The 19,549-nt window shown below is 69.9% G+C and carries 16 protein-coding genes and 3 pseudogenes; 9 read left to right on the forward strand and 10 right to left on the reverse strand.

Annotated elements, in window-relative coordinates:
* From A5700_RS07380 to A5700_RS07390, 3 genes are all read left to right on the forward strand, one after another.
* On the forward strand, nucleotides 1-3,238 hold a 3,238-nt coding region (locus tag A5700_RS07380; protein ID WP_068204592.1), incomplete at its 5' end, for a multifunctional oxoglutarate decarboxylase/oxoglutarate dehydrogenase thiamine pyrophosphate-binding subunit/dihydrolipoyllysine-residue succinyltransferase subunit.
* A 91-nt stretch (nucleotides 3,239-3,329) separates the two neighbouring features.
* Nucleotides 3,330-4,157 carry an SDR family oxidoreductase gene (locus A5700_RS07385; RefSeq protein WP_068069601.1) on the forward strand — a complete coding sequence of 276 codons (828 nt, stop codon included), beginning with the start codon at nucleotides 3,330-3,332 and terminating at the stop codon, nucleotides 4,155-4,157.
* A gap of 109 nt (nucleotides 4,158-4,266) precedes the next feature.
* On the forward strand, nucleotides 4,267-5,118 hold the full coding sequence (locus A5700_RS07390; protein WP_068069599.1) for an SDR family oxidoreductase: 852 nt from the start codon (nucleotides 4,267-4,269) through the stop codon (nucleotides 5,116-5,118).
* Between the two features lie 9 nt (nucleotides 5,119-5,127).
* Here the strand turns inward: A5700_RS07390 and A5700_RS07395 are convergent, their stop codons facing one another.
* From A5700_RS07395 to A5700_RS07405, 3 genes are all read right to left on the reverse strand, one after another.
* The gene (locus A5700_RS07395; protein WP_068069597.1) at nucleotides 5,128-5,997 is read right to left on the reverse strand and encodes a glycine betaine ABC transporter substrate-binding protein; all 870 of its coding nucleotides are present in this window, start codon (nucleotides 5,995-5,997) and stop codon (nucleotides 5,128-5,130) included.
* Nucleotides 5,994-7,193 carry an NADP-dependent malic enzyme gene (locus A5700_RS07400; RefSeq protein ID WP_068069596.1) on the reverse strand — a complete coding sequence of 400 codons (1,200 nt, stop codon included), beginning with the start codon at nucleotides 7,191-7,193 and terminating at the stop codon, nucleotides 5,994-5,996. Before A5700_RS07400 ends, A5700_RS07395 begins: the two co-directional genes overlap by 4 nt.
* 110 nt (nucleotides 7,194-7,303) lie before the next feature.
* Nucleotides 7,304-8,293 (reverse strand): malate dehydrogenase, encoded by a 990-nt coding sequence (locus A5700_RS07405; RefSeq protein WP_068204595.1) that lies wholly within the window; start codon nucleotides 8,291-8,293, stop codon nucleotides 7,304-7,306.
* A 190-nt stretch (nucleotides 8,294-8,483) separates the two neighbouring features.
* Here A5700_RS07405 and corA point away from each other — a divergent pair, with 190 nt between their 5' ends.
* Nucleotides 8,484-9,590, forward strand: coding sequence for a magnesium/cobalt transporter CorA (gene corA / locus A5700_RS07410; protein ID WP_068069635.1), 1,107 nt, complete (start codon nucleotides 8,484-8,486; stop codon nucleotides 9,588-9,590).
* A gap of 223 nt (nucleotides 9,591-9,813) precedes the next feature.
* Here the strand turns inward: corA and A5700_RS07415 are convergent, their stop codons facing one another.
* From A5700_RS07415 to A5700_RS07440, 6 genes are read right to left on the reverse strand one after another with little or no spacing between them, the layout of a single operon-like run.
* A complete protein-coding gene (locus tag A5700_RS07415; protein WP_068069593.1) occupies nucleotides 9,814-10,416 on the reverse strand; it encodes a suppressor of fused domain protein in 603 nt (200 codons plus the stop codon).
* Nucleotides 10,413-11,582, reverse strand: coding sequence for an ABC transporter ATP-binding protein (locus tag A5700_RS07420; RefSeq protein WP_068069591.1), 1,170 nt, complete (start codon nucleotides 11,580-11,582; stop codon nucleotides 10,413-10,415). The genes A5700_RS07415 and A5700_RS07420 overlap by 4 nt, the downstream gene beginning before the upstream one ends.
* Before the next feature lie 4 nt (nucleotides 11,583-11,586).
* A complete protein-coding gene (locus A5700_RS07425) occupies nucleotides 11,587-12,411 on the reverse strand; it encodes a carbohydrate ABC transporter permease (RefSeq protein ID WP_197502815.1) in 825 nt (274 codons plus the stop codon).
* Nucleotides 12,412-12,415: 4 nt separating this feature from the next.
* Nucleotides 12,416-13,327 (reverse strand): carbohydrate ABC transporter permease, encoded by a 912-nt coding sequence (locus tag A5700_RS07430; protein ID WP_068069589.1) that lies wholly within the window; start codon nucleotides 13,325-13,327, stop codon nucleotides 12,416-12,418.
* An 11-nt stretch (nucleotides 13,328-13,338) separates the two neighbouring features.
* Nucleotides 13,339-14,733, reverse strand: coding sequence for an extracellular solute-binding protein (locus A5700_RS07435; RefSeq protein WP_068069587.1), 1,395 nt, complete (start codon nucleotides 14,731-14,733; stop codon nucleotides 13,339-13,341).
* A gap of 11 nt (nucleotides 14,734-14,744) precedes the next feature.
* A complete protein-coding gene (locus A5700_RS07440) occupies nucleotides 14,745-15,272 on the reverse strand; it encodes a general stress protein (protein ID WP_068069585.1) in 528 nt (175 codons plus the stop codon).
* 144 nt (nucleotides 15,273-15,416) lie between these two features.
* On the opposite strand from A5700_RS07440, the gene A5700_RS07445 reads away from it, so the two are divergent.
* From A5700_RS07445 to A5700_RS07460, 4 genes and pseudogenes are all read left to right on the forward strand, one after another.
* Nucleotides 15,417-15,965, forward strand: coding sequence for a DUF4190 domain-containing protein (locus tag A5700_RS07445; protein WP_068069584.1), 549 nt, complete (start codon nucleotides 15,417-15,419; stop codon nucleotides 15,963-15,965).
* 75 nt (nucleotides 15,966-16,040) lie between these two features.
* Nucleotides 16,041-17,348 (forward strand): magnesium transporter MgtE N-terminal domain-containing protein, encoded by a 1,308-nt coding sequence (locus tag A5700_RS07450; protein WP_068069582.1) that lies wholly within the window; start codon nucleotides 16,041-16,043, stop codon nucleotides 17,346-17,348.
* Nucleotides 17,345-17,887 (forward strand): DUF1003 domain-containing protein, encoded by a 543-nt coding sequence (locus A5700_RS07455; RefSeq protein ID WP_068069580.1) that lies wholly within the window; start codon nucleotides 17,345-17,347, stop codon nucleotides 17,885-17,887. The genes A5700_RS07450 and A5700_RS07455 overlap by 4 nt, the downstream gene beginning before the upstream one ends.
* 108 nt (nucleotides 17,888-17,995) lie before the next feature.
* Nucleotides 17,996-19,144: pseudogene (locus A5700_RS07460) on the forward strand (lytic transglycosylase domain-containing protein); the annotation flags it as partial.
* On the opposite strand, the pseudogene A5700_RS25170 reads toward A5700_RS07460, so the two are convergent.
* Nucleotides 19,138-19,281: pseudogene (locus A5700_RS25170) on the reverse strand (iron-sulfur cluster assembly protein); the annotation flags it as partial. The pseudogenes A5700_RS07460 and A5700_RS25170 overlap by 7 nt on opposite strands.
* A gap of 189 nt (nucleotides 19,282-19,470) precedes the next feature.
* Here A5700_RS25170 and A5700_RS25175 point away from each other — a divergent pair.
* Nucleotides 19,471-19,549: pseudogene (locus A5700_RS25175) on the forward strand (P-loop NTPase); the annotation flags it as partial.

Consider the following 19,549-nt stretch of genomic DNA (forward strand, 5'->3'; position numbering starts at 1 on the left):
CCGCGGCGGCAAGATCTCGTTCACCCACATCCTGGGCTACGCGCTGGTGCAGGCCGTCAAGCAATTCCCGAACATGAACCGGCATTTCGCGGAAGTCGACGGCAAACCCACCGCGATCACCCCGGCGCACACCAACCTGGGCCTGGCCATCGACCTGCAGGGCAAGGACGGCAAGCGCGCGCTGGTGGTGGCCGGCATCAAGGCGTGCGAAACCATGCGTTTCGCGCAGTTCGTCACCGCCTATGAAGACATCGTCCGACGCGCCCGCGACGGTAAGCTGACCGCCGAAGACTTTGCCGGCGTGACGATTTCGCTGACCAATCCCGGGACCATCGGCACTGTGCACTCGGTGCCCCGGCTGATGGCCGGGCAGGGCGCCATCATCGGCGTCGGCGCCATGGAATACCCCGCCGAGTTCCAGGGCGCCAGCCCCGAGCGCATCGCCGAGCTGGGCATCGGCAAGCTGATCACCCTGACCTCCACCTACGACCACCGCATCATCCAGGGCGCGGAATCGGGCGACTTCCTGCGCACCATCCACGAGATGCTGCTCTCCGACGGCTTCTGGGACGACATCTTCCGCGAGCTTGAGAACCCGTACGAGCCGGTGCGGTGGAGCACCGACAACCCGGACTCGATCGTCGACAAGAACGCCCGGGTCATGGAGTTGATCGCGGCCTACCGCAACCGCGGGCACCTGATGGCCGACATCGACCCGCTGCGGCTGGACAAGACCCGGTTCCGCAGCCACCCCGACCTCGACGTCCAGACGCACGGGCTGACGCTGTGGGACCTCGACCGGGAGTTCAAGGTCAACGGGTTCGGCGGCCGTGAGCATTCGAAACTGCGCGACGTCCTGGGCCTGCTGCGCGACGCCTACTGCCGCCACATCGGGGTCGAATACACCCACATCCTGGACCCGGAGCAGCAGGAGTGGCTGCAGCAGCGCGTGGAGACCAAGCACGTCAAGCCCACCGTCGCCGAGCAGAAGTTCATCCTGAGCAAGCTGAACGCCGCCGAGGCCTTCGAGACCTTCTTGCAGACCAAATACGTTGGGCAGAAACGGTTTTCGCTTGAGGGCGCCGAGAGCGTCATCCCGATGATGGACGCGGCGATCGACCAGTGCGCCGAGCACGGCCTCGACGAAGTCGTCATCGGCATGCCGCACCGCGGGCGGCTCAACGTGCTGGCCAACATCGTCGGCAAGCCCTACTCGCAGATCTTCAGCGAGTTCGAGGGCAACCTCAACCCGTCGCAGGCGCACGGCTCCGGTGACGTCAAGTACCACCTCGGTGCCACCGGCGTGTACCTGCAGATGTTCGGCGACAACGACATCAAGGTGTCGCTGACCGCCAACCCGTCGCACCTGGAGGCGGTGGACCCGGTGCTCGAGGGTCTGGTCCGCGCCAAGCAGGACCTGCTGGACCGGGGCGCCGACGACGACGGCGGCAAGAGCTTCGCGGTGGTGCCGCTGATGCTGCACGGCGACGCCGCGTTCGCCGGCCAGGGCGTGGTCGCCGAGACGCTGAACCTGACCAACCTGCCCGGCTACCGCGTCGGCGGCACCGTGCACATCATCGTCAACAACCAGATCGGCTTCACCACCGCGCCGGAGTACTCCCGCTCCAGCGAGTACTGCACCGACGTCGCCAAGATGATCGGGGCGCCCATCTTCCACGTCAACGGCGACGACCCGGAGGCGTGCGCGTGGGTGGCGAAGCTGGCCGTGGACTTCCGGCAGAAGTTCCAGAAGGACGTCGTCATCGACATGCTGTGCTACCGCAAGCGCGGCCACAACGAGGGCGACGACCCGTCGATGACCAACCCGTCGATGTACGACGTCGTCGACGTCAAGCGGGGGGTCCGCAAGAGCTACACCGAGGCGCTGATCGGCCGCGGCGACATCTCGATGAAGGAGGCCGAGGACGCCCTGCGCGATTACCAGGGCCAGCTGGAACGGGTGTTCAACGAGGTCCGCGAGCTCGAGCGGCACGGCGCCCTGCCCAGCGAGTCGGTGGAGTCCCACCAGATGGTGGCGGCGGGCCTGGACACCTCGGTGGACAAGTCCCTGCTGGCCCGGATCGGCGACGCGTTCCTGGACCTGCCCGAGGGTTTCAGTGCGCATTCGCGCGTGCTGCCGGTGCTGGAGAAGCGCCGCGAGATGGCCTACGAGGGCAAGATCGACTGGGCCTTCGGCGAGCTGCTGGCGCTGGGTTCGCTGGTCGCCGAGGGCAAGCTGGTGCGGCTGTCCGGCCAGGACACCCGGCGCGGCACCTTCTCGCAACGCCACTCGGTGATCATCGACCGCGACACCGGCGTCGAGTTCACCCCGCTCAAACTCCTCATGACCGCCAAGGACGGGACGCCGACCGGGGGCAAATTCCTGGTCTACGACTCGCCGCTGTCGGAGTACGCCGCCGTGGGCTTCGAATACGGCTACACCGTGGGCAACCCGGACGCGCTGGTGCTGTGGGAGGCGCAGTTCGGTGACTTCGTCAACGGCGCGCAGTCGATCATCGACGAGTTCATCAGCTCCGGCGAGGCCAAGTGGGGCCAGCTGTCCAACGTCGTGCTGCTGTTGCCGCACGGCCACGAGGGCCAGGGCCCCGACCACACGTCGGGCCGCATCGAGCGTTTCCTGCAGCTGTGGGCGGAGGGGTCGATGACGATCGCGGTGCCCTCGACACCGGCCAACTACTTTCACCTGCTGCGCCGGCACGCCCTGGACGGGGTCCAGCGCCCGCTGATCGTGTTCACGCCGAAGTCGATGCTGCGCAACAAGGCGGCCGTCAGCGACATCCGCGACTTCACCGAGCTCAAGTTCCGCTCGGTGCTCGAGGAGCCCACCTACGAGGACGGCGTCGGCGACCGCAACACGGTCGCCCGGGTGCTGCTCACCAGCGGCAAGCTGTACTACGAGCTGGTCGCCCGCAAGGCCAAGGACCACCGGGACGACGTCGCGATCGTGCGGATCGAACAGCTCGCCCCGCTGCCCAAGGGCCGCCTGTCGCGCACCCTGGACAGCTATCCCAACGCCACCGAGTTCTTCTGGGTGCAGGAGGAGCCGGCCAACCAGGGCGCGTGGCCGCGCTTCGGCCTGGAGCTGCCCGAGCTGCTGCCCGAGAAGTTGGCCGGCATCAAGCGCATCTCGCGGCGGGCGATGTCGGCCCCGTCGTCGGGCTCGTCGAAGGTGCACGCCGTCGAGCAGCAGGAGATCCTCGACACGGCGTTCCGCTGAGCGGCCCGGCACGGGTGCGCCACCCACCGGTATCGGGGACCGCCGGTACCGGCTAGCCTCGACGCAAAGCAGGCGACGGGAAAGGGTGCTCATGCAAGGGTTCGCCGGCAAGGTGGCGGTCGTGACGGGCGCGGGTTCGGGAATCGGCCAGGCGCTGGCCGTCGAGTTGGCCCGCTCGGGCGCCAAGCTGGCGATCAGCGACGTCGACACCGAAGGCCTGGCGCAGACCGAGGAGCAGCTCAAGGCCATCGGCGCGCCGGTCAAGGCCGACCGCCTCGACGTCACGGAGCGTGAGGCGTTCCTGGCCTACGCCGACGAGGTCAATGAGCACTTCGGCAAGGTGAACCAGATCTACAACAATGCCGGCATCGCCTTCACCGGCGACGTCGAGGTCAGCCAGTTCAAGGACATCGAACGGGTGATGGACGTGGACTTCTGGGGCGTGGTCAACGGCACCAAGGCCTTCCTGCCGCACCTGATCGCCTCCGGCGACGGCCACGTCGTCAACATCTCCAGCATCTTCGGCCTGTTCGCGGTGCCCGGCCAGGCGGCCTACAACTCCGCGAAGTTCGCCGTCCGCGGCTTCACCGAGGCGCTGCGCCAGGAGATGGCCGCGGCCGGGCAGCCGGTCGCGGTCACCACGGTGCACCCGGGCGGCATCAAGACCGCGATCGCCCGCAACGCGACCGCCGCCGAGGGCCTGGACCGCGACGACCTGGCCAAGCTCTTCGACAAGCGGCTGGCCCGCACCAGCCCGCGGCGCGCCGCGGAGGTGATCCTGACCGGGGTGCACAAGAAGAAGGCGCGGGTGCTGGTCGGCACGGACGCCAAGATCCTGGACATCGTGGTGCGGCTGACGGGGTCGGGATACCAGCAGCTGTTCGGGCCGGTCATGGGCCGCTTGATGCCCAAGCAGTAGGAGCCCGCGCGGCGACGCGCCGCCTGTGCCGCTGATCACTGCGCATCCCGGCCTATCCGGGGTGAATCGCTGCTAGCCTCAACGCGACTAAGCCTGCAAGGAGTGCCGCATGCAAGGGTTCGCCGCCAAGGTCGCCGTCGTGACCGGCGCCGGTTCGGGTATCGGCCAGGCCCTGGCGACCGAGTTGGGCCGCGCGGGCGCCAAGCTGGCGATCAGCGACGTCGACAGCGACGGCTTGGCGCAGACCGAGCTGCTGCTCAAGGAGCTGGGCGCGCCGGTCCTGGCGAACCAGCTCGATGTCACCGAGCGCGAGGCGTTCCTGGCCTACGCCGACACCGTCAAGCAGCACTACGGCACCGTCAACCAGATCTACAACAACGCGGGCATCACCTTCGTCGGGTCCATCGAAGACAGTCGGTTCAAGGACATCGAACGGGTGATGGACGTCAACTACTGGGGCGTAGTCAACGGCACCAAGGCCTTCCTGCCGCACCTGATCGCCTCCGGCGACGGCCACGTCGTCAACATCTCCAGCGCGCTCGGCCTGTTCACCGCGCCGGGGCAGGCGGCCTACGTGTCGGCGAAATTCGCGATCCGCGGTTTCACCGAGGCGCTGCAGCAGGAGATGGTGCGGGCCGGTCACCCGGTGCGCGTGACCGTGGTGCATCCCGGCGGCGTGCAGACGGGGTTCGCCCGCAACGCCATGTTCGCCGAGGGGCTCGACCAGGCCGGCATGGCCGAGGTGTTCGAGCAGCAGCAGGCCAAGACCACCCCCCAGCGCGCCGCGCAGCTGATCCTGCAGGGCGTGCAGAAGGGCAAGCACCGCGTGCTCGTCGGGCCGGATGTCAAGGCGATGGACCTGCTGGTGCGGGCGGCCGGCCCGAACTACGAGCTGCTGCTGAACGGCCCCGTGATGAGCCGGGTCAAGGACACGGTCGCGCGGCTCCTGCCGAAACGCTAGCCGGGTTCGCTACCGTCCAAGCGGGTGCTCGGCCAGCCATCCGGACGCCACCGCCTGCGGGTCGGCTCCCGTCGCTACCTGGCGGCGCATGTCGACCAACGCCGCGGTGTCCAGCACGCCGGCGACCTCGTTGACCGAGAGCAGCTGCCGATCGCTCAGGGCGTTGCGCCGGTACAGCGGCACGACGTTCTCGGCCCGGACGAGGGCGGGTTTGCCGTCGGCCAGGGCCACCAGGTCGGCGGGCATGCCGGGGTCGGCGGTGGTCGTCCAACCCGCGGTGAGCTGCCCGGCGCGTATCGCGGCGAACAGCGCCGCGGCGTCGGGAAAGTCCCGCGGCGCGGGCAACCGGCAGCTGCCGACCGTCGACGGCGGCTGGTGCCCCGCGACCGCGCCGACGTCCAGGCCCGCGCAGTGCTGCGGCAGCGTGGTCAGGTCCGCGCTGGCGCCGCTGCCGCCCCATGCCTTGGCGGTCGAGCGGCTCACCAATAGCACGGGTTTGTCCTCGGCGGCCGTGGTGTAGTCCCCGGCGGCGACGCCCTCGGGGAGCGCCGCCACCATCGCCCGGTAGACCTGGGTGTCCGAGGTGGCCGCGGCGCCCGGTTGCAGCGCCTGCAGCGTGCGGCCGGTGAAGGCGGGGACGACGGTGAACGCGCCCGAATCCAGTTGAGCCATCGGATCACCGGCGCTCGCGGTGCGCGCGGCGAAGCCGTAGGACCGCAGCGCGGCGGCGTAGACGCCGGCCAGCAGCGTCGCGTCGGCGCCGGGTTGGGAGCCCACCACCACCTCCGGGCGGGCGCGCGTCCCGGCGGCTTGGGTGGCGCAACCGGCCAGCACGAGCGCGGCGGCGAGCAGCGCGGCGGCGCGCCTGCCGGTCCTCACCCGGTGACGTCGGGGACTTCCGCGGCCAGGGCGACCGCGTTGGCGACGGCCTCCCCGACCCGCAGGTCCAGGGGGCTGGGAACGATCCGGTCCGGCGCGAGATCGTCGCTGACGACGGAGAAGATCGCCTCGGCCGCGGCCACCATCATCTTCTCGGTGATCCGCCGCGCGCCCGCGTCCAGCGCGCCGCGGAATACGCCCGGGAAGGCCAGCACGTTGTTGATCTGGTTGGGGAAGTCGCTGCGGCCGGTGGCCACCACGGCGGCGTACTTCGCGGCGACCTGCGGGTGGATCTCCGGGTCCGGGTTGGACAGCGCGAAGACGATCGCCTCGGGCGCCATGGTGGCGATCATCTCCTCGGGCACCACCCCGCCCGACACCCCGAGGAACAGGTCGGCGCCGCGCAGCGCCTCGGCCATGCTGCCGGACAGGCCGGCCGGGTTGGTGCGCCCCGCCACCGCGACCTTGACGTCGTTCATGTCCTCGCGGGCGGGGTGCAGGATGCCCCGCGAATCCAGGACGGTGACGTCGGACACGCCCATCGCCAGCAGCAGGTTGGTGCACGCGACGCCGGCCGCGCCGGCGCCGGACACCACCACGCGCAGCGACGTCATGTCGCGGCCGAGCAGCTTGGTCGCACCCATCAGCGCGGCCAGCGCGACGATGGCGGTGCCGTGCTGGTCGTCGTGCATCACCGGGCAGTCCAGCGCCTCGATGACGCGCCGCTCGATCTCGAAGCAGCGCGGCGCCGAGATGTCCTCGAGGTTGACCGCGCCGAAGGTCGGGCGCAGCCGCACGAGGGTCTCGACGATCTCGTCGGGATCCTTGGTGTCCAGGACGATCGGGATGGAGTTCAGCCCGCCGTACGCCTGGAACAGGGCGCACTTGCCCTCCATCACCGGCAGCGACGCCGCGGGCCCGATGTCGCCGAGACCGAGCACCGCGCTGCCGTCGCTGACGACGGCGACCAACCGGTTCGCCCAGGTGTAGCGGGCGGCCTGCGCGTGGTCCGCGGCGATCGCGCGGCTGACCTGCGCGACGCCCGGCGTGTAGGCGATCGACAATGCGCGCTGGGTGTCCAGCGGCGCCGTCGGGCCTACCGAGAGCTTCCCGCCGACGTGTGCCTCGAAGATCTCCGCATCGGTGATACCGCCCTGCTCGGCGCGGTTCTGTATCGATTCAAGCAATTCGGACACTCGCCCCAGCGTACTGACTACCCATTAGTAGGCCTAATTGCGAAATGCGGCAGCCCGCGGCGCCGGGAACCCGGCCATTGGGCGGCGGATTCCCGGCGTCAGGGGTGCGCTCAGATGAGCTTGAGCTCCGTCACGGCCGTGCGCTCCTCGACCAACTCGGCGGTGGTCTTGTCGATGCGGCTCTGGGAGAATTCGTCGATCTCCAGGCCCTGCACGATGGACCAGTTGCCGTCCTTGGTGGTCACCGGGAACGAGGACACGATGCCCTCGGGGACGCCGTAGGAGCCGTCGCTGTAGACCGCCATCGACACCCAGTCACCCTCCGGGCTGCCGAGCAGCCACGAGCGGGCGGCGTCGACGGTGGCCGACGCGGCCGAGGCCGCCGACGAGGCGCCACGCGCGTCGATGATGGCCGCGCCGCGCTTGGCGACGGTCGGGATGAAGTCGTTCTCGATCCAGTTCTGGTCGTTGACCACCTCGGCGGCGTTGCGGCCGCCGACCTCGGCGTGGAAGATGTCGGGGTACTGCGTGGCCGAGTGGTTGCCCCAGATGGTCACCTTCTTGATGTCGGTGACCTTAGCGCCGGTCTTCTTGGCGAGCTGCGAGATCGCCCGGTTGTGGTCCAGGCGGGTCAGCGCGGAGAACCGCTCCTTGGGGATGTCGGGGGCGTTGCTCAGCGCGATCAACGCGTTGGTGTTGGCCGGGTTACCGGTCACGCCGATGCGAATGTCGTCGGCGGCGACGGAGTTCAGCGCCTTGCCCTGGGCGGTGAAGATGGCGCCGTTGGCCTCCAACAGGTCGCTGCGCTCCATGCCCGGGCCGCGTGGGCGGGCACCGACCAGCAGGGCCAGGTTGGCGCCGTCGAAGATCTTGTTGGCGTCGGCGCCGATCTCGACGCCCGAGAGCAGCGGGAATGCGCAGTCGTCGAGCTCCATCACGACGCCCTCGAGCGCCTTGAGGGCGGGCTCAATCTCGAGCAGCCGCAGCTCGATCGGGCGGTCGGGACCCAGCAGCGAGCCGCTCGCCAGGCGGAACAACAGGCTGTAGCCGATCTGGCCGGCGGCGCCGGTGACGGCGACCTTCAGAGGACTTGCGCTCACGTCGATGTACTCCTCGTGGAGATGTGTGCAGATTCGGGGTTCGGCTCGAAACTAGCGCACCCTTGCTCGCCGCCGATCCCCGGTCCGGCACCGCAGCCGTTTGCGCCCTTCGCATCGGCACGCTCCCGGAACCTTTGGCGCGTAGCATGTCCACCGCCTGGCCTGACCTGCGCGGCGATCGGAGGTGGACGTGTTCCAAGGGTTTGACGCGTTGCCCGAAGTGCTCCGCCCGCTGGCGCATCCCCCGTCGCAGCCCAAGCCGGAGTCGGCGCCGCCGCATCCACCCAACAACGCGCTGATCGACTGCGCCGTCTACGCCGAGGGGCACCGCCTGCCCGGCAAATTCAACTACGCCGCCGCGCTGAGCAAGGTGCGGGAGATCGAGACGCTGGGCCACGACGGGTTCGTCTGGGTCGGCCTGCGCGAGCCCGACCTGGCGCAGATGCAGGAGGCGGCCGACGTGTTCGGGATGCACCCCCTGGCGGTGGAGGACGCGGTGTGCGCACACCAGCGGCCCAAGCTGGAGCGCTACGACGACACGCTGTTCCTGGTCCTCAAGACCGTCAACTACGTTCCGCACGAGTCGGTGGTGCTGGCCCGCGAGATCGTCGAGACGGGCGAGATCATGGTCTTCGTCGGCAAAGACTTCGTGGTGACAGTGCGCCACGGCGAACACGGCGGCCTGTCCGAGGTCCGCAAGCGCCTGGACAACGATCCCGACCAGATGCGGCTGGGCCCGTACGCGGTGATGCACGCGATCGCCGACCGGGTGGTGGACCACTACCTCGAGGTGAGCAGCCTGATGATGTCGGACATCGACAGCATCGAGGAGGTCGCGTTCGCCCCGGGCAGTAAGATCGACGTCGAGCCCATCTACCTGCTCAAGCGCGAGGTGGTCGAGCTGCGGCGGTGCGTCAACCCGCTGTCGGCCGCGTTCCACCGGATCCAGGTGGAGAACAAGGACGTCATCTCCAAGGAGGTGCGGCGCTACCTGCGCGACGTCGCCGACCACCACTCCGAGGCCGCCGACCAGATCGCCAGCTACGACGACATGCTGAACTCGTTGATCCAGGCGGCGCTGGCGCGCGTCGGGATGCAGCAGAACAACGACATGCGCAAGATGGCCGCCTGGGCCGGTATCTTGGCGGTCCCCACCATGGTCGCCGCCATCTACGGGATGAATTTCCACTTCATGCCGGAGCTGGACTGGACGTGGGGTTATCCGGGCGTGATGGGCCTGATGACGCTCGCCTGCCTGGCGCTGTACTTCCAGTTCCGCCGCAACAACTGGCTGTGACGCGGTTGCGCGTGCGCTGATGGCGTTGCGCGTGCGCTGATGGCGTTGCGCGTGCGCTGATGGCGTTGCGCGTGCGCTGATGGCGTTGCGCGTGCGGTGATGGCGGGATTTCCGCGATTTCTCCGCCGTGTGCGCACACCCAACGGGAGGCACTCAACGGGAGACGCTCAACGGGACACACTCAACAGGAGGCACTCAACGGGAAGCGCTCAACGGGAAGCGCTCAACGGGGTTGCGCCGCCGGGCGATTGGGGTTCAGCACGTCGACCCCGTCGTTGACCCACGCCTGCCGCATCGCCTCGGCGCCCTTGAGCCGCACCCACGCGGCCTCGGTCGCGGTGATCGGCGTCGCCGACAGGAACCGGACCGGGTCGCGGGGCGGATCCAGCGGCAGGTCCTCGATGTCGCTGGGCCCCAGCAGCACCGCGGTGAACGGCACCCGGCGCGCCGACTCCGGCGGCCACGCCCACAGCGGCGAGCCGAGGTCGATCAAGGCGTCGGCGACCAGCACCAGCCCGTCGACGGCCGGGGTCGCCGCGAGCACCGCGAGGGTGCGGGCCAGCCCGCTGACCGGACCCGGGTTGCGCAGGGAGAGAACGACTTCCGCGCGTGGACCGCGTTCTGGGTCGGCGACGATCTCCGTCGGGTCGACCATCGGGTGGCGCGAGCAGCCCAGCGACGCGTAGTGCGCGACGTCGTCCGTGCCGCGGAACCGCAGCACCTCGATGGTTTCGGTGCCCAGGAAGGTGACGCTCGCCGACGCCGGCTGGTCGTCGGCGAAATGGCTGCGCAGGTGGGCGCGCACCCGGTCCAGGATCTGGGTCACCGCGCCTCGATGGTCAGGTTCGCGCCGGAGTCGGCGTCGAAGACGGCGAGCTTGGCGGTGTCGAACGCCAATTCCAGCGGCTGCCCGATGGCCGCCGTGGATTCCGCGGGAACCCTTGCCACGAACTGGTTTTCGTGGGCGTCCGACTCCGCGGCCAGCTCGTCGAGCTGGGCCGAGTGGGCGGCCCACCCGCCGGTGGAGAAGTACGCGTACTTGTCGGCGCCCAGCGACTCGACCATGTCGACCTTCACCTCGAACGTCAGCGCCCGGATGCGCTGATAGCCGTCGATCAGCGCGGCGTCGACCAGGTGCTCGGGCCGCACCCCCACGATGACGCTGCGCGGTTGCGGGTGCCCCGCGATCACCGCCCGGACGTCCGGTTCCAGCATCACCTCGCCGAAGGGCAGCGTCACCCCGATGGGTGTCAGCGTGCCCGGGAAGAAGTTCATCGCCGGCGAACCGATGAATCCGGCGACGAACAGATTGGCGGGCTGGGCGTAGAGCTGCTCGGGCGTGCCGATCTGCTGGGCGACGCCGGCGTGCATCACCACCACCCGGTCGCCCAACGTCATGGCCTCGGTCTGGTCATGGGTGACGTAGACGGTGGTGGTACCCAGCCGCTTCTGCAGCCGGGCGATCTCGCCGCGCATCTGCACGCGCAGCTTGGCGTCGAGGTTGGACAGCGGCTCGTCCATCAAAAACGCCTTGGGTTGGCGCACGATGGCCCGTCCCATCGCGACCCGCTGGCGCTGCCCGCCCGACAGCTGCGCAGGCTTGCGGTCCAAAAGCTCGGCGAGGTCCAGGATCTTGGCGGTCTCCTCGACCTTGCGGGCGATCTCGGCCTTTTTCATCTTGGCCAGCGTCAGGGGAAAGGCGATGTTCTGCCGCACCGTCATGTGCGGGTAGAGCGCGTAGGACTGGAACACCATCGCGATGTCGCGGTCCTTCGGCGCCCGCTCGTTGACGCGCTCGCCGCCGATCCGCAGCTCGCCCGACGAGATGTCCTCAAGGCCCGCAATCATGTTCAGCGTGGTGGTCTTGCCGCACCCGGACGGGCCGACCAGGATCAGGAATTCGCCGTCGGCGATGGTGATGCTGAGGTCTTGCACGGCGGTCGCGCCGTCGGGGTAGCTCTTGTTCACGTGATCCAGCACGATTTCGGCCATCGCGTTATCCCTTCACAGCGCCGGAGGTGAGACCGGCGACGATCCGCCGTTGGAAGACCAGGACGAAGACGATGATGGGCACCGTGATGACGACGGCGCCGGCGGCGATCGAACCGGTGGGTTCCTCGAATTGCGAGCTGCCGCTGAAGTTCACGATGGCGACGGGCGCCGTGATGGCCGCCTTGGTGGCGGTCAGCGACAGCGCGAGCAACAGGTCGTTCCAGGCGAAGATGAACACCAGGATGGCCGCGGTCACCACCCCCGGCGCCGCCAGCGGGACGATCACCCTGCGGAACGCCTGGGCCGGGGTGGCGCCGTCCATCTTGGCGGCCTTCTCCAAATCCCAGGGGATTTCGCGGAAGAACGCCGACAGCGTGTAGACGGCCAGCGGCAGCGCGAAGGTGATGTAGGGCAGGATCAGGCCCGGCCAGGTGTCGAACAACCCGACGAACCGTTCGATGTTGAACAGCGGCGTCACCAGCGAGATGGCGGGGAACATGGTGACCAACAACGTCGCGCCGACCAGCAGCCGCTTACCCGGGAAGTCCAGCCGGGCAATTGCATAGGCCGCCATCGCGCCGAGCAGCACCGCGATCGCGGTGGTGATCAGCCCGATGCCGACCGAATTGAGCAGCGCCGAGGTGAAGAATTCGCCGCGGAAGATGCCGCGGTAGTTGTCGAGGGTGATCGACGACGGAATCAGCTTGCCGTCCTTGACCATTGACGTCGGCTTGAGCGACAGGCTGAGGATCCACAGCACCGGAACGACCGCGTAGGCGACCACCAGGGCGTCGACGACGGTCCAGATGGCGGCGCGCCGAACGCGCACCCCGTCAGCGGCCATCGGCGACACCCCCGGCGGCCGACGGGTTCTGGCGGGCGCCGAAGACCTTGATGAAGAGCAGCGCGATGAGGCAGACGCACACGAAGATCAACACGCTGATCGCCGAGCCGAGGCCCACGTTAAACCCCTTGAACAGGTTGTCGTAGCCCAGCATCGACACCGAGGCGGTGTTGTTGGCGCCGTTGGTGAGCACGTAGATGTTGTCGAAGATCCGGAACGCGTCCAGCGTGCGAAACAGCAAGGCGACGACGACCGCCGGCTTGATGATCGGCAGCGTCACCCGGGTCAGCCGTCGCCACGGCCCCGCCCCGTCGACCTGCGCCGCCTTCAGCAGGTCCTCGGGCACCAGCGCCAGTCCGGCCAGCAGCAGCAGTGACATGAACGGCGTGGTCTTCCACACCTCGGCCAGGACGACGATGCCCAACGACGGAATCTGCTGCGTCAGAGGCGCTTCGGTGAGCGCCGAGCCGCGTGGCAACAGGTTGGCCAGGTACCCCATCCCCGGCGTCCACGCGTAGTACCAGCTGTACGACGCCACCGCGGTGACGATGCCGTAGGGAATGAGCACGGCGGTGCGCACCAGGCCCTTGCCGATCGGGGTCCGGTGCATGACCAACGCCAGCGCGAGCCCGAGCGCGAACTCCAGCGTCACGGAGACGGCCGTGATCCCGAGCGTGACCGCCAACGCGATCCACCAATACCGGTCGGTCAGGATCGTCACGTAGTTGTCCACGCCCACGAACGCGGTGTCTTGGGGCGCGGCGAGGTTGTTGCGTTGCAGGCTCAACCACACGGCGTAACCGATCGGATACGCCGTGACGGCCAGCATCAGCAGCGCCGCGGGCGCCACCAGCAGCAGGCCCAGGCGCTGTTCGGGACGAAGGCGTTGGCGGGCAAGCATTTTCGGTGCTTTCACGGCAATAACCCCTTGCCGTCGATGGCCTTTTGCACCTGCGCGGTGAGCTCGTCGGCCGTGCGGTCCGGGTCGATGTCGGTGATCGGGCTGAGCGTCGCGGCGAGCCGGATCGCGACCGCCTGGTAGGCCGGCGTTGCCGGGCGCACCGCGGCGTCGGTGAGCTGGCGCCGGATGATGGTGTACATCGGGTATTTCGCCTGGAACTGCGGATCGGCGTACAGCGACGTGCGCACCGGCGGCAGCCCGCCCTCGATCGAAACGTACTTCTGGTGGGCCAGGTTGCGCAGGCAGCGCACGGCCTCGAACGCCTCGGCGCGATGCCGGGTGGTGCTGGCCACGGCCAGGTTCGCCCCGCCGATGGTCACCTTGGCCGGGCGCCCCGGCGCCACCCCCGGGAACGGGGCGAACCCGAAGACCTTCTCGCTGGCCTCGTAGGCGATGCGGAACTGCCGGTCCGTGGGCACGAACGTGCCGACGTCGTTGATGCTGCCAGCCAGCCGGGGGTCGCGGTTGAGCGGCAGAAACGGCACCCCGCCCTTGACCGCGTTCTCCAGCATGGACGCCAGCACGAAGGGCCAGTTGATTTCCAGCGCGGCCCTGCCCTGCTCGACGGCCAACCGCGCCGTGCTCTCGTCGGTCCGGGTGATCGAGGGATCGGCCCCGGGGGCGGTGGCCACGGCCTTGAGGATGCGCAGCGCGTTGACGGTGGCCGCGCGGTGCGCGGGCGTGTCGGTCAGCGTGACGCGGCGGCCGTCGTCGGAGAGCACCTGGCCCCCGCCGCTGACCAGCAGGGTGTTGAACCACACCACCAGGCCTTCGCCCTCGTTCGCCTGCACCGCGATCCACCCGGGCTGCCCGGCGGCCCGCAGCCGGGCAGCCTCGGCGACCATGCCGTCCCAGGTCCGCGGCGGCTGGCGCACCAAATCGGGCCGGTACCAGAGTAATTCGGTGTTGGTGATGACGGGCGCCGCGTACAGCGCGCCTCGCCAGCGCGCGGTGGCCAGGGGCCCCGGCAGCGTGTCGGCCGCGGCGTCGCCGTCGGCGCGTCCCTCGGGGTCGTCGGAGAGCGGCAGCGCCCAACCCGCCTCGGCGAACTCCGCGGTCCACACCACGTCGAGCGCCATCACGTCCAGGGTGCGGTCGCGACCGGTCAGGCGGCGGGCCAGCTGCACCCGCTGCTCGCCGGGGGCTCGCGGCAGGCTGACCTGGCGGACGGCATAACCGAGTTGCCGGCTGCAGTCCTGGGCGATGGCGGTGAACGTCGCGCTGTCGGCGGCCGGCGTGTAGAGGCTGATGACCATGGCCCCGCCGGCGGAGCACGCCGACGCCGCGGCGACGACCAGCGCCGCGACCGCGACGGCGCCCAGCCGGCGGCGCTTCGACAGATTCATACCCTCGCGCGTCAGATCGCCAAGCGCGCCAACAGGTCCCGCGCCTTCTCCGCGTTCTGCGGGTCGCACAGCACGTCGTAGCGGCCGGCCACCAACTGCATGGTCGAGCTGAAGTCCCTGGTGCCGCGCGCCATCGAGTACGGCACCGCGGAGGTGATCAGCCCGAAGAAGACGCCCGCCACCAGGCCCGTGGCCAGCGCGCCCCAGGGGCTGGGGCTGAAGAAGCCCAGCACCAGCCCGATGAACAGCCCCAGCCAGGCCCCGCTGAGCACCCCGCCGCCGAGCACCTTGGGCCACGTCAACCGGCCCGTCACCCGCTCCACCTGCATCAGGTCCACGCCCACGATGGTCACTTGCTCCACCGGGAACTGCTGATCGGAGAGATAGTCGACGGCGCGCTGGGCCTCGGCGTAGGTGGGGTACGACCCGACCGGCCAGCCGCGGGGCGGCGTCGGCAACTCCGGCACGCCGCGGCGGCGGCCCGCCGAGCCCGCCGGCGTCGCGCCGGGAACCTGCCCGGGCTGGAAAGGACTAGTCATGGCCACTTATTGTCCCCCGCCCGGGCCGTCGTTTCACCTCCGGGTTTCGGCGACCCGCGTCGACCGCCCCGCACCTGCGCAAACGCGGCGCGCGGCGGCCGCGCGGCGCCGCGCGTGGCGGCCCGGTGGACTAGGTTGAACACCATGACAGCTCCTGGCGGCGGCCCCGGTGAGGGCGCCCACGACGGTAAGGCCGACCCGCCGGCGTTCGAGCAGCCGGGCGCAGCCCCCGGCTGGCAGCCCCCGACGCCGCCGCCGGTCAGCGACTATCCGCCGCCGACGTATCCGCCGCCCGGCTACGCCGCCGACTACTCCGCGCCGACCTATCCGGCGCCCTACCCGCCGCCGTCATCGGGCTTCCCGCCGCCGTACCCCCCGCAGTTCGGCGGCGCCTACGGGCCGACGCCGCCCGGGGCCGGTTACTACCCGACGCCGGACTACCTCGGCGCCTACGGGCCGCAGGTCACGTCGGGCACCAACGCCCTGGCGATCGCGTCGCTGGTGGTGTCGTTCACCGGCGTGCTGTGCTGTTTGGGCTCGTTCGCGGCGATCGCGCTGGGCGGGGTCGCGCTGAATCAGATCAAGCAGACCCGGCAAGACGGCTACGGCCTGGCCGTCGCGGGCATCGTCATCAGCGTCGCGACCCTGGTGGTCAACATCATCGTCGTGATGTTCATGCTGCATTCGCCGTAATGGCGGTCCGGCGGAACCGCGACGCGCGCACCGCGGGGTCTGCCGTCGCGGCCGCGGCTGCCTAGGCTCTTGTCCATGGCATCGGTCAACAGGGTCTATGTCGCCCGGCTCTCGCGCATGTTGGTGCTGGGACCGCTCGGCGAATCGGTCGGCCGGGTCCGCGACGTCGTGATCAGCATCAGCATCGTCCGGCAGCAGCCGCGTGTGCTCGGTCTGGTCGTGGACCTGGCGACCCGGCGCAGCATCTTCATCCCCATCCTGCGGGTCGCGTCGATCGAGCCCAACGCGGTGACGTTGAGCACCGGCAACGTGTCGCTGCGGCATTTCGTGCAGCGGCCCGGTGAGGTGCTCGCGATCGGCCAGGTGCTCGACACCCAGGTCAAGGTAAATGACCCCGAGCTGCCGGAGCTGGCCGGCGTCGACGTCGTCGTCACCGATCTGGGCATCGAACAGACCCGCACCCGCGACTGGATGGTGAGCCGCGTCGCGGTGCGCACGCACCGCCGGCTCGGGCGGCGCGGTCCCGTGCACGTGGTCGACTGGCAGAGCGTTCAGGGCCTGACCCCGTCGGCGTTGGCGATGCCGGGCCAGGGCGTGGCGCAGCTGTTGGACCAGTTCGAGGGCCGCAAGCCGGTCGACGTCGCCGACGCCATTCGCGGGCTGCCCGCCAAACGCCGCTACGAGGTGCTCAAGGCGCTCAACGACGACCGGCTGGCCGACATCCTGCAGGAGTTGCCGGAGCTCGACCAGGCCGACGTGCTGTCCCAGCTGGGCACCGAGCGCTCGGCCGACGTGCTGGAAGAGATGGATCCCGACGACGCCGCCGACCTGCTCGGCGTCCTGAACCCCACCGACGCCGAGATGCTGCTGACGCGGATGGATCCCGACGAATCGGCCCCGGTGCGCCGGCTCCTGAAGCACTCGCCGGACACCGCGGGCGGCCTGATGACCTCCGACCCGGTGGTGCTCACGCCCGACACCTCGGTCGCCGAGGCGCTGGCCCGGGTCCGCGACCCCGACCTGTCCACCGCGCTGTCGTCCATGGTCTTCGTGACGCGCCCGCCGACCGCCACCCCGACCGGTCGCTACCTGGGCTGCGTGCACCTGCAACGGTTACTGCGCGAGCCGCCGGCCGACCTGGTCGGCGGCATCGTCGACAGCGAGCTGCTGACCCTCAAGCCGGAGACCCCGCTGGCCGCGGTGACCCGCTACCTGGCCGCCTACAACCTGGTGTGCGGGCCCGTCGTCGACGACCAGAATCACCTGCTGGGCGCGGTGACGGTGGACGACCTGCTCGACCACCTGCTACCGCACGACTGGCGGGTAGACATGCAGGAACTGGACGCCGCCGGCCGGCACGAGGGTGTGGGGGAATCCGCGTGAGCAAGTCCACGGCGCCGCGCGGGTTGTACACCCCGCGGACGTCGCGCCGGTTCTCGCCGCGCCTGGACCCCGAGACGGTGGGGCAGTTCACCGAGTCGATCGCCCGGTTCTTCGGCACCGGCCGGTACCTGCTGCTGCAGACGATCGTGGTGGTGGTGTGGATCGCGATCAACCTCTTCGCCGTCGCCGCCCGCTTCGACCCCTACCCGTTCATCCTGCTGAATCTCGCCTTCTCCACCCAGGCCGCCTACGCCGCCCCGCTAATCCTGCTGGCCCAGAATCGTCAGGAGAATCGCGACCGGGTGGCGTTGGAGGAGGACCGCCGCCGGGCCGCACAGACCAAAGCGGACACCGAGTTTCTGGCCCGCGAATTGGCCTCGCTGCGCCTGGCCGTTGGCGAGGTGGTGACGCGCGAATACCTGCGCCACGAGCTCGATGACCTGCGGACTTTGCTCACCGAGCTGAGCCCGGAAACCGCCGATTCGGACACCGTCCGCGACGGCCAAGCGGCGGTTAAGACAACTAAGAAATCGGGCTGAGAAGCAGTTCGGCCATTGCGCCACTCGCGTCACAAGAGTTATGTATGGTGATCTGGTTCACCGAGCTCGGCAAACGGTGAACGCAGCTCACACACCTAGGACGGTCGAGTGCGCATTGGGGGAAGCCGGGGTGTCAGCCCGGCCGCCGCGACGGAGCGGCAACGGGCACTTCGTGTTACGCGTTCGCCGGCATTCGGCGTCGCAATTCTCACGCCATTGATTTTCGCGGGGGCGGTCAGCGGCGCGGCACCTTCGTTACCGCAGCGGCTGCCGCCGGTGCACGCCTCGATCACCCCGGTGGCCGCGGTGTCGCCGACGGTTCCCGACCTGTCCGGGCCGACGGTCGTCGCAATTGACCGCTCGCCGACGGCTTTTCACGTCGCCGAACCCGCCCTCTCCGCCCCGCCGCCGGCGATGATCGTCAACGCGCCTGGCGCGCTTGGCATTCCGAGCATCGCGCTCGCGGCCTACCGCAACGCCGAGCAGAAGATGGCCGTGGCCGCCCCGGCTTGCGGCGTCAGCTGGAATTTGCTGGCCGGTATCGGGCGCATCGAATCGGGCCACGCGGGCGGCGGCGCGGTGGACGCGCGCGGCACCGCCGTGGTGCCGATCTACGGGCCCGCCCTGGACGGCACCCTGCCCGGCAACGAGGTGATCGTCGCGAGCAGCGGCGCCGGCAGCCGCGTCACCTACGCCCGGGCGATGGGACCGATGCAGTTCCTGCCCGGCACCTGGGCGCGCTACGCCTCCGACGGCAAGGGCGACGGCGTCGCGGACCCGCAGAACCTGTTCGACGCCACCCTGGCGGCCGCCCGGTACCTGTGCAGCGGCGGGTTGAACCTGCGCGACCCGTCCCAGGTGATGACCGCGATCCTGCGCTACAACAACTCGCTGCCCTACGCGCAGAACGTGCTGGGTTGGGCGTCGGCGTACGCGACGGGCGTCGTCCCGGTCGACCTGCCGCCGATGACCGGCCCGCCGCCTCCGCTCGGCGACGCGCATCTCGAGCACCCCGAGGGGCTCGGGCCCAACCTGCCGATGAACATCAACGGCCTGCCCTCCGACGATCCGCTGGCGCGCACGCCGCTGATCGACCTGAGCAACCCACAGGTCAGCGGGCCGCCCCCGCTGTTCCCCTGGATGGCGCCGGCGCCGCAGCAGGCCCCGGGCCGGATGCCCGGCTGCACGGTGATCTGCATCGGGTCGCAGACCCCGCCGCCGCCGGCCGCCACCCCGCCATGGGGACCGCCGCCGCCGGGCTCGACGTCGATGCTCTTGACCATGCCGAGCTCGGTGATCGGACGCCGCAGTTCGGGGTCGATCACCTTGCCCAGCGCGGCGCGGATGGCGGCGCTCAGCTCGGCTGCGGGGGCAGAGGATTCATGACGGCTCATCACCGCCGAGTGTAGGCGGGTGCGCCGACGCGCCGGTCAGCCGGCCGCAGCTGGTCCCGGCCGCTTGGGCGCGGGCGCGTTCGCCGTTGCCGCAGGCTTGGGCGACGGCGAGGCCTGCGGCGCCGGGCTCGCCGGCGGCGCGGCCGGTGCGGGAGCCGCTGGCGGTTCCGGCGGGGCCGGGGCGCCCAACAGTGGCGCGGCCCGATGCTGCACCGGGCGCTGCAGCAGTTCCTGGCCGACGTCTACTGGGGTGACCTGGACGTCCTTC

Source organism: Mycobacterium sp. E1214, assembly GCF_001666755.1.
In the GTDB taxonomy this organism is placed as follows: Bacteria; Actinomycetota; Actinomycetes; order Mycobacteriales; family Mycobacteriaceae; genus Mycobacterium.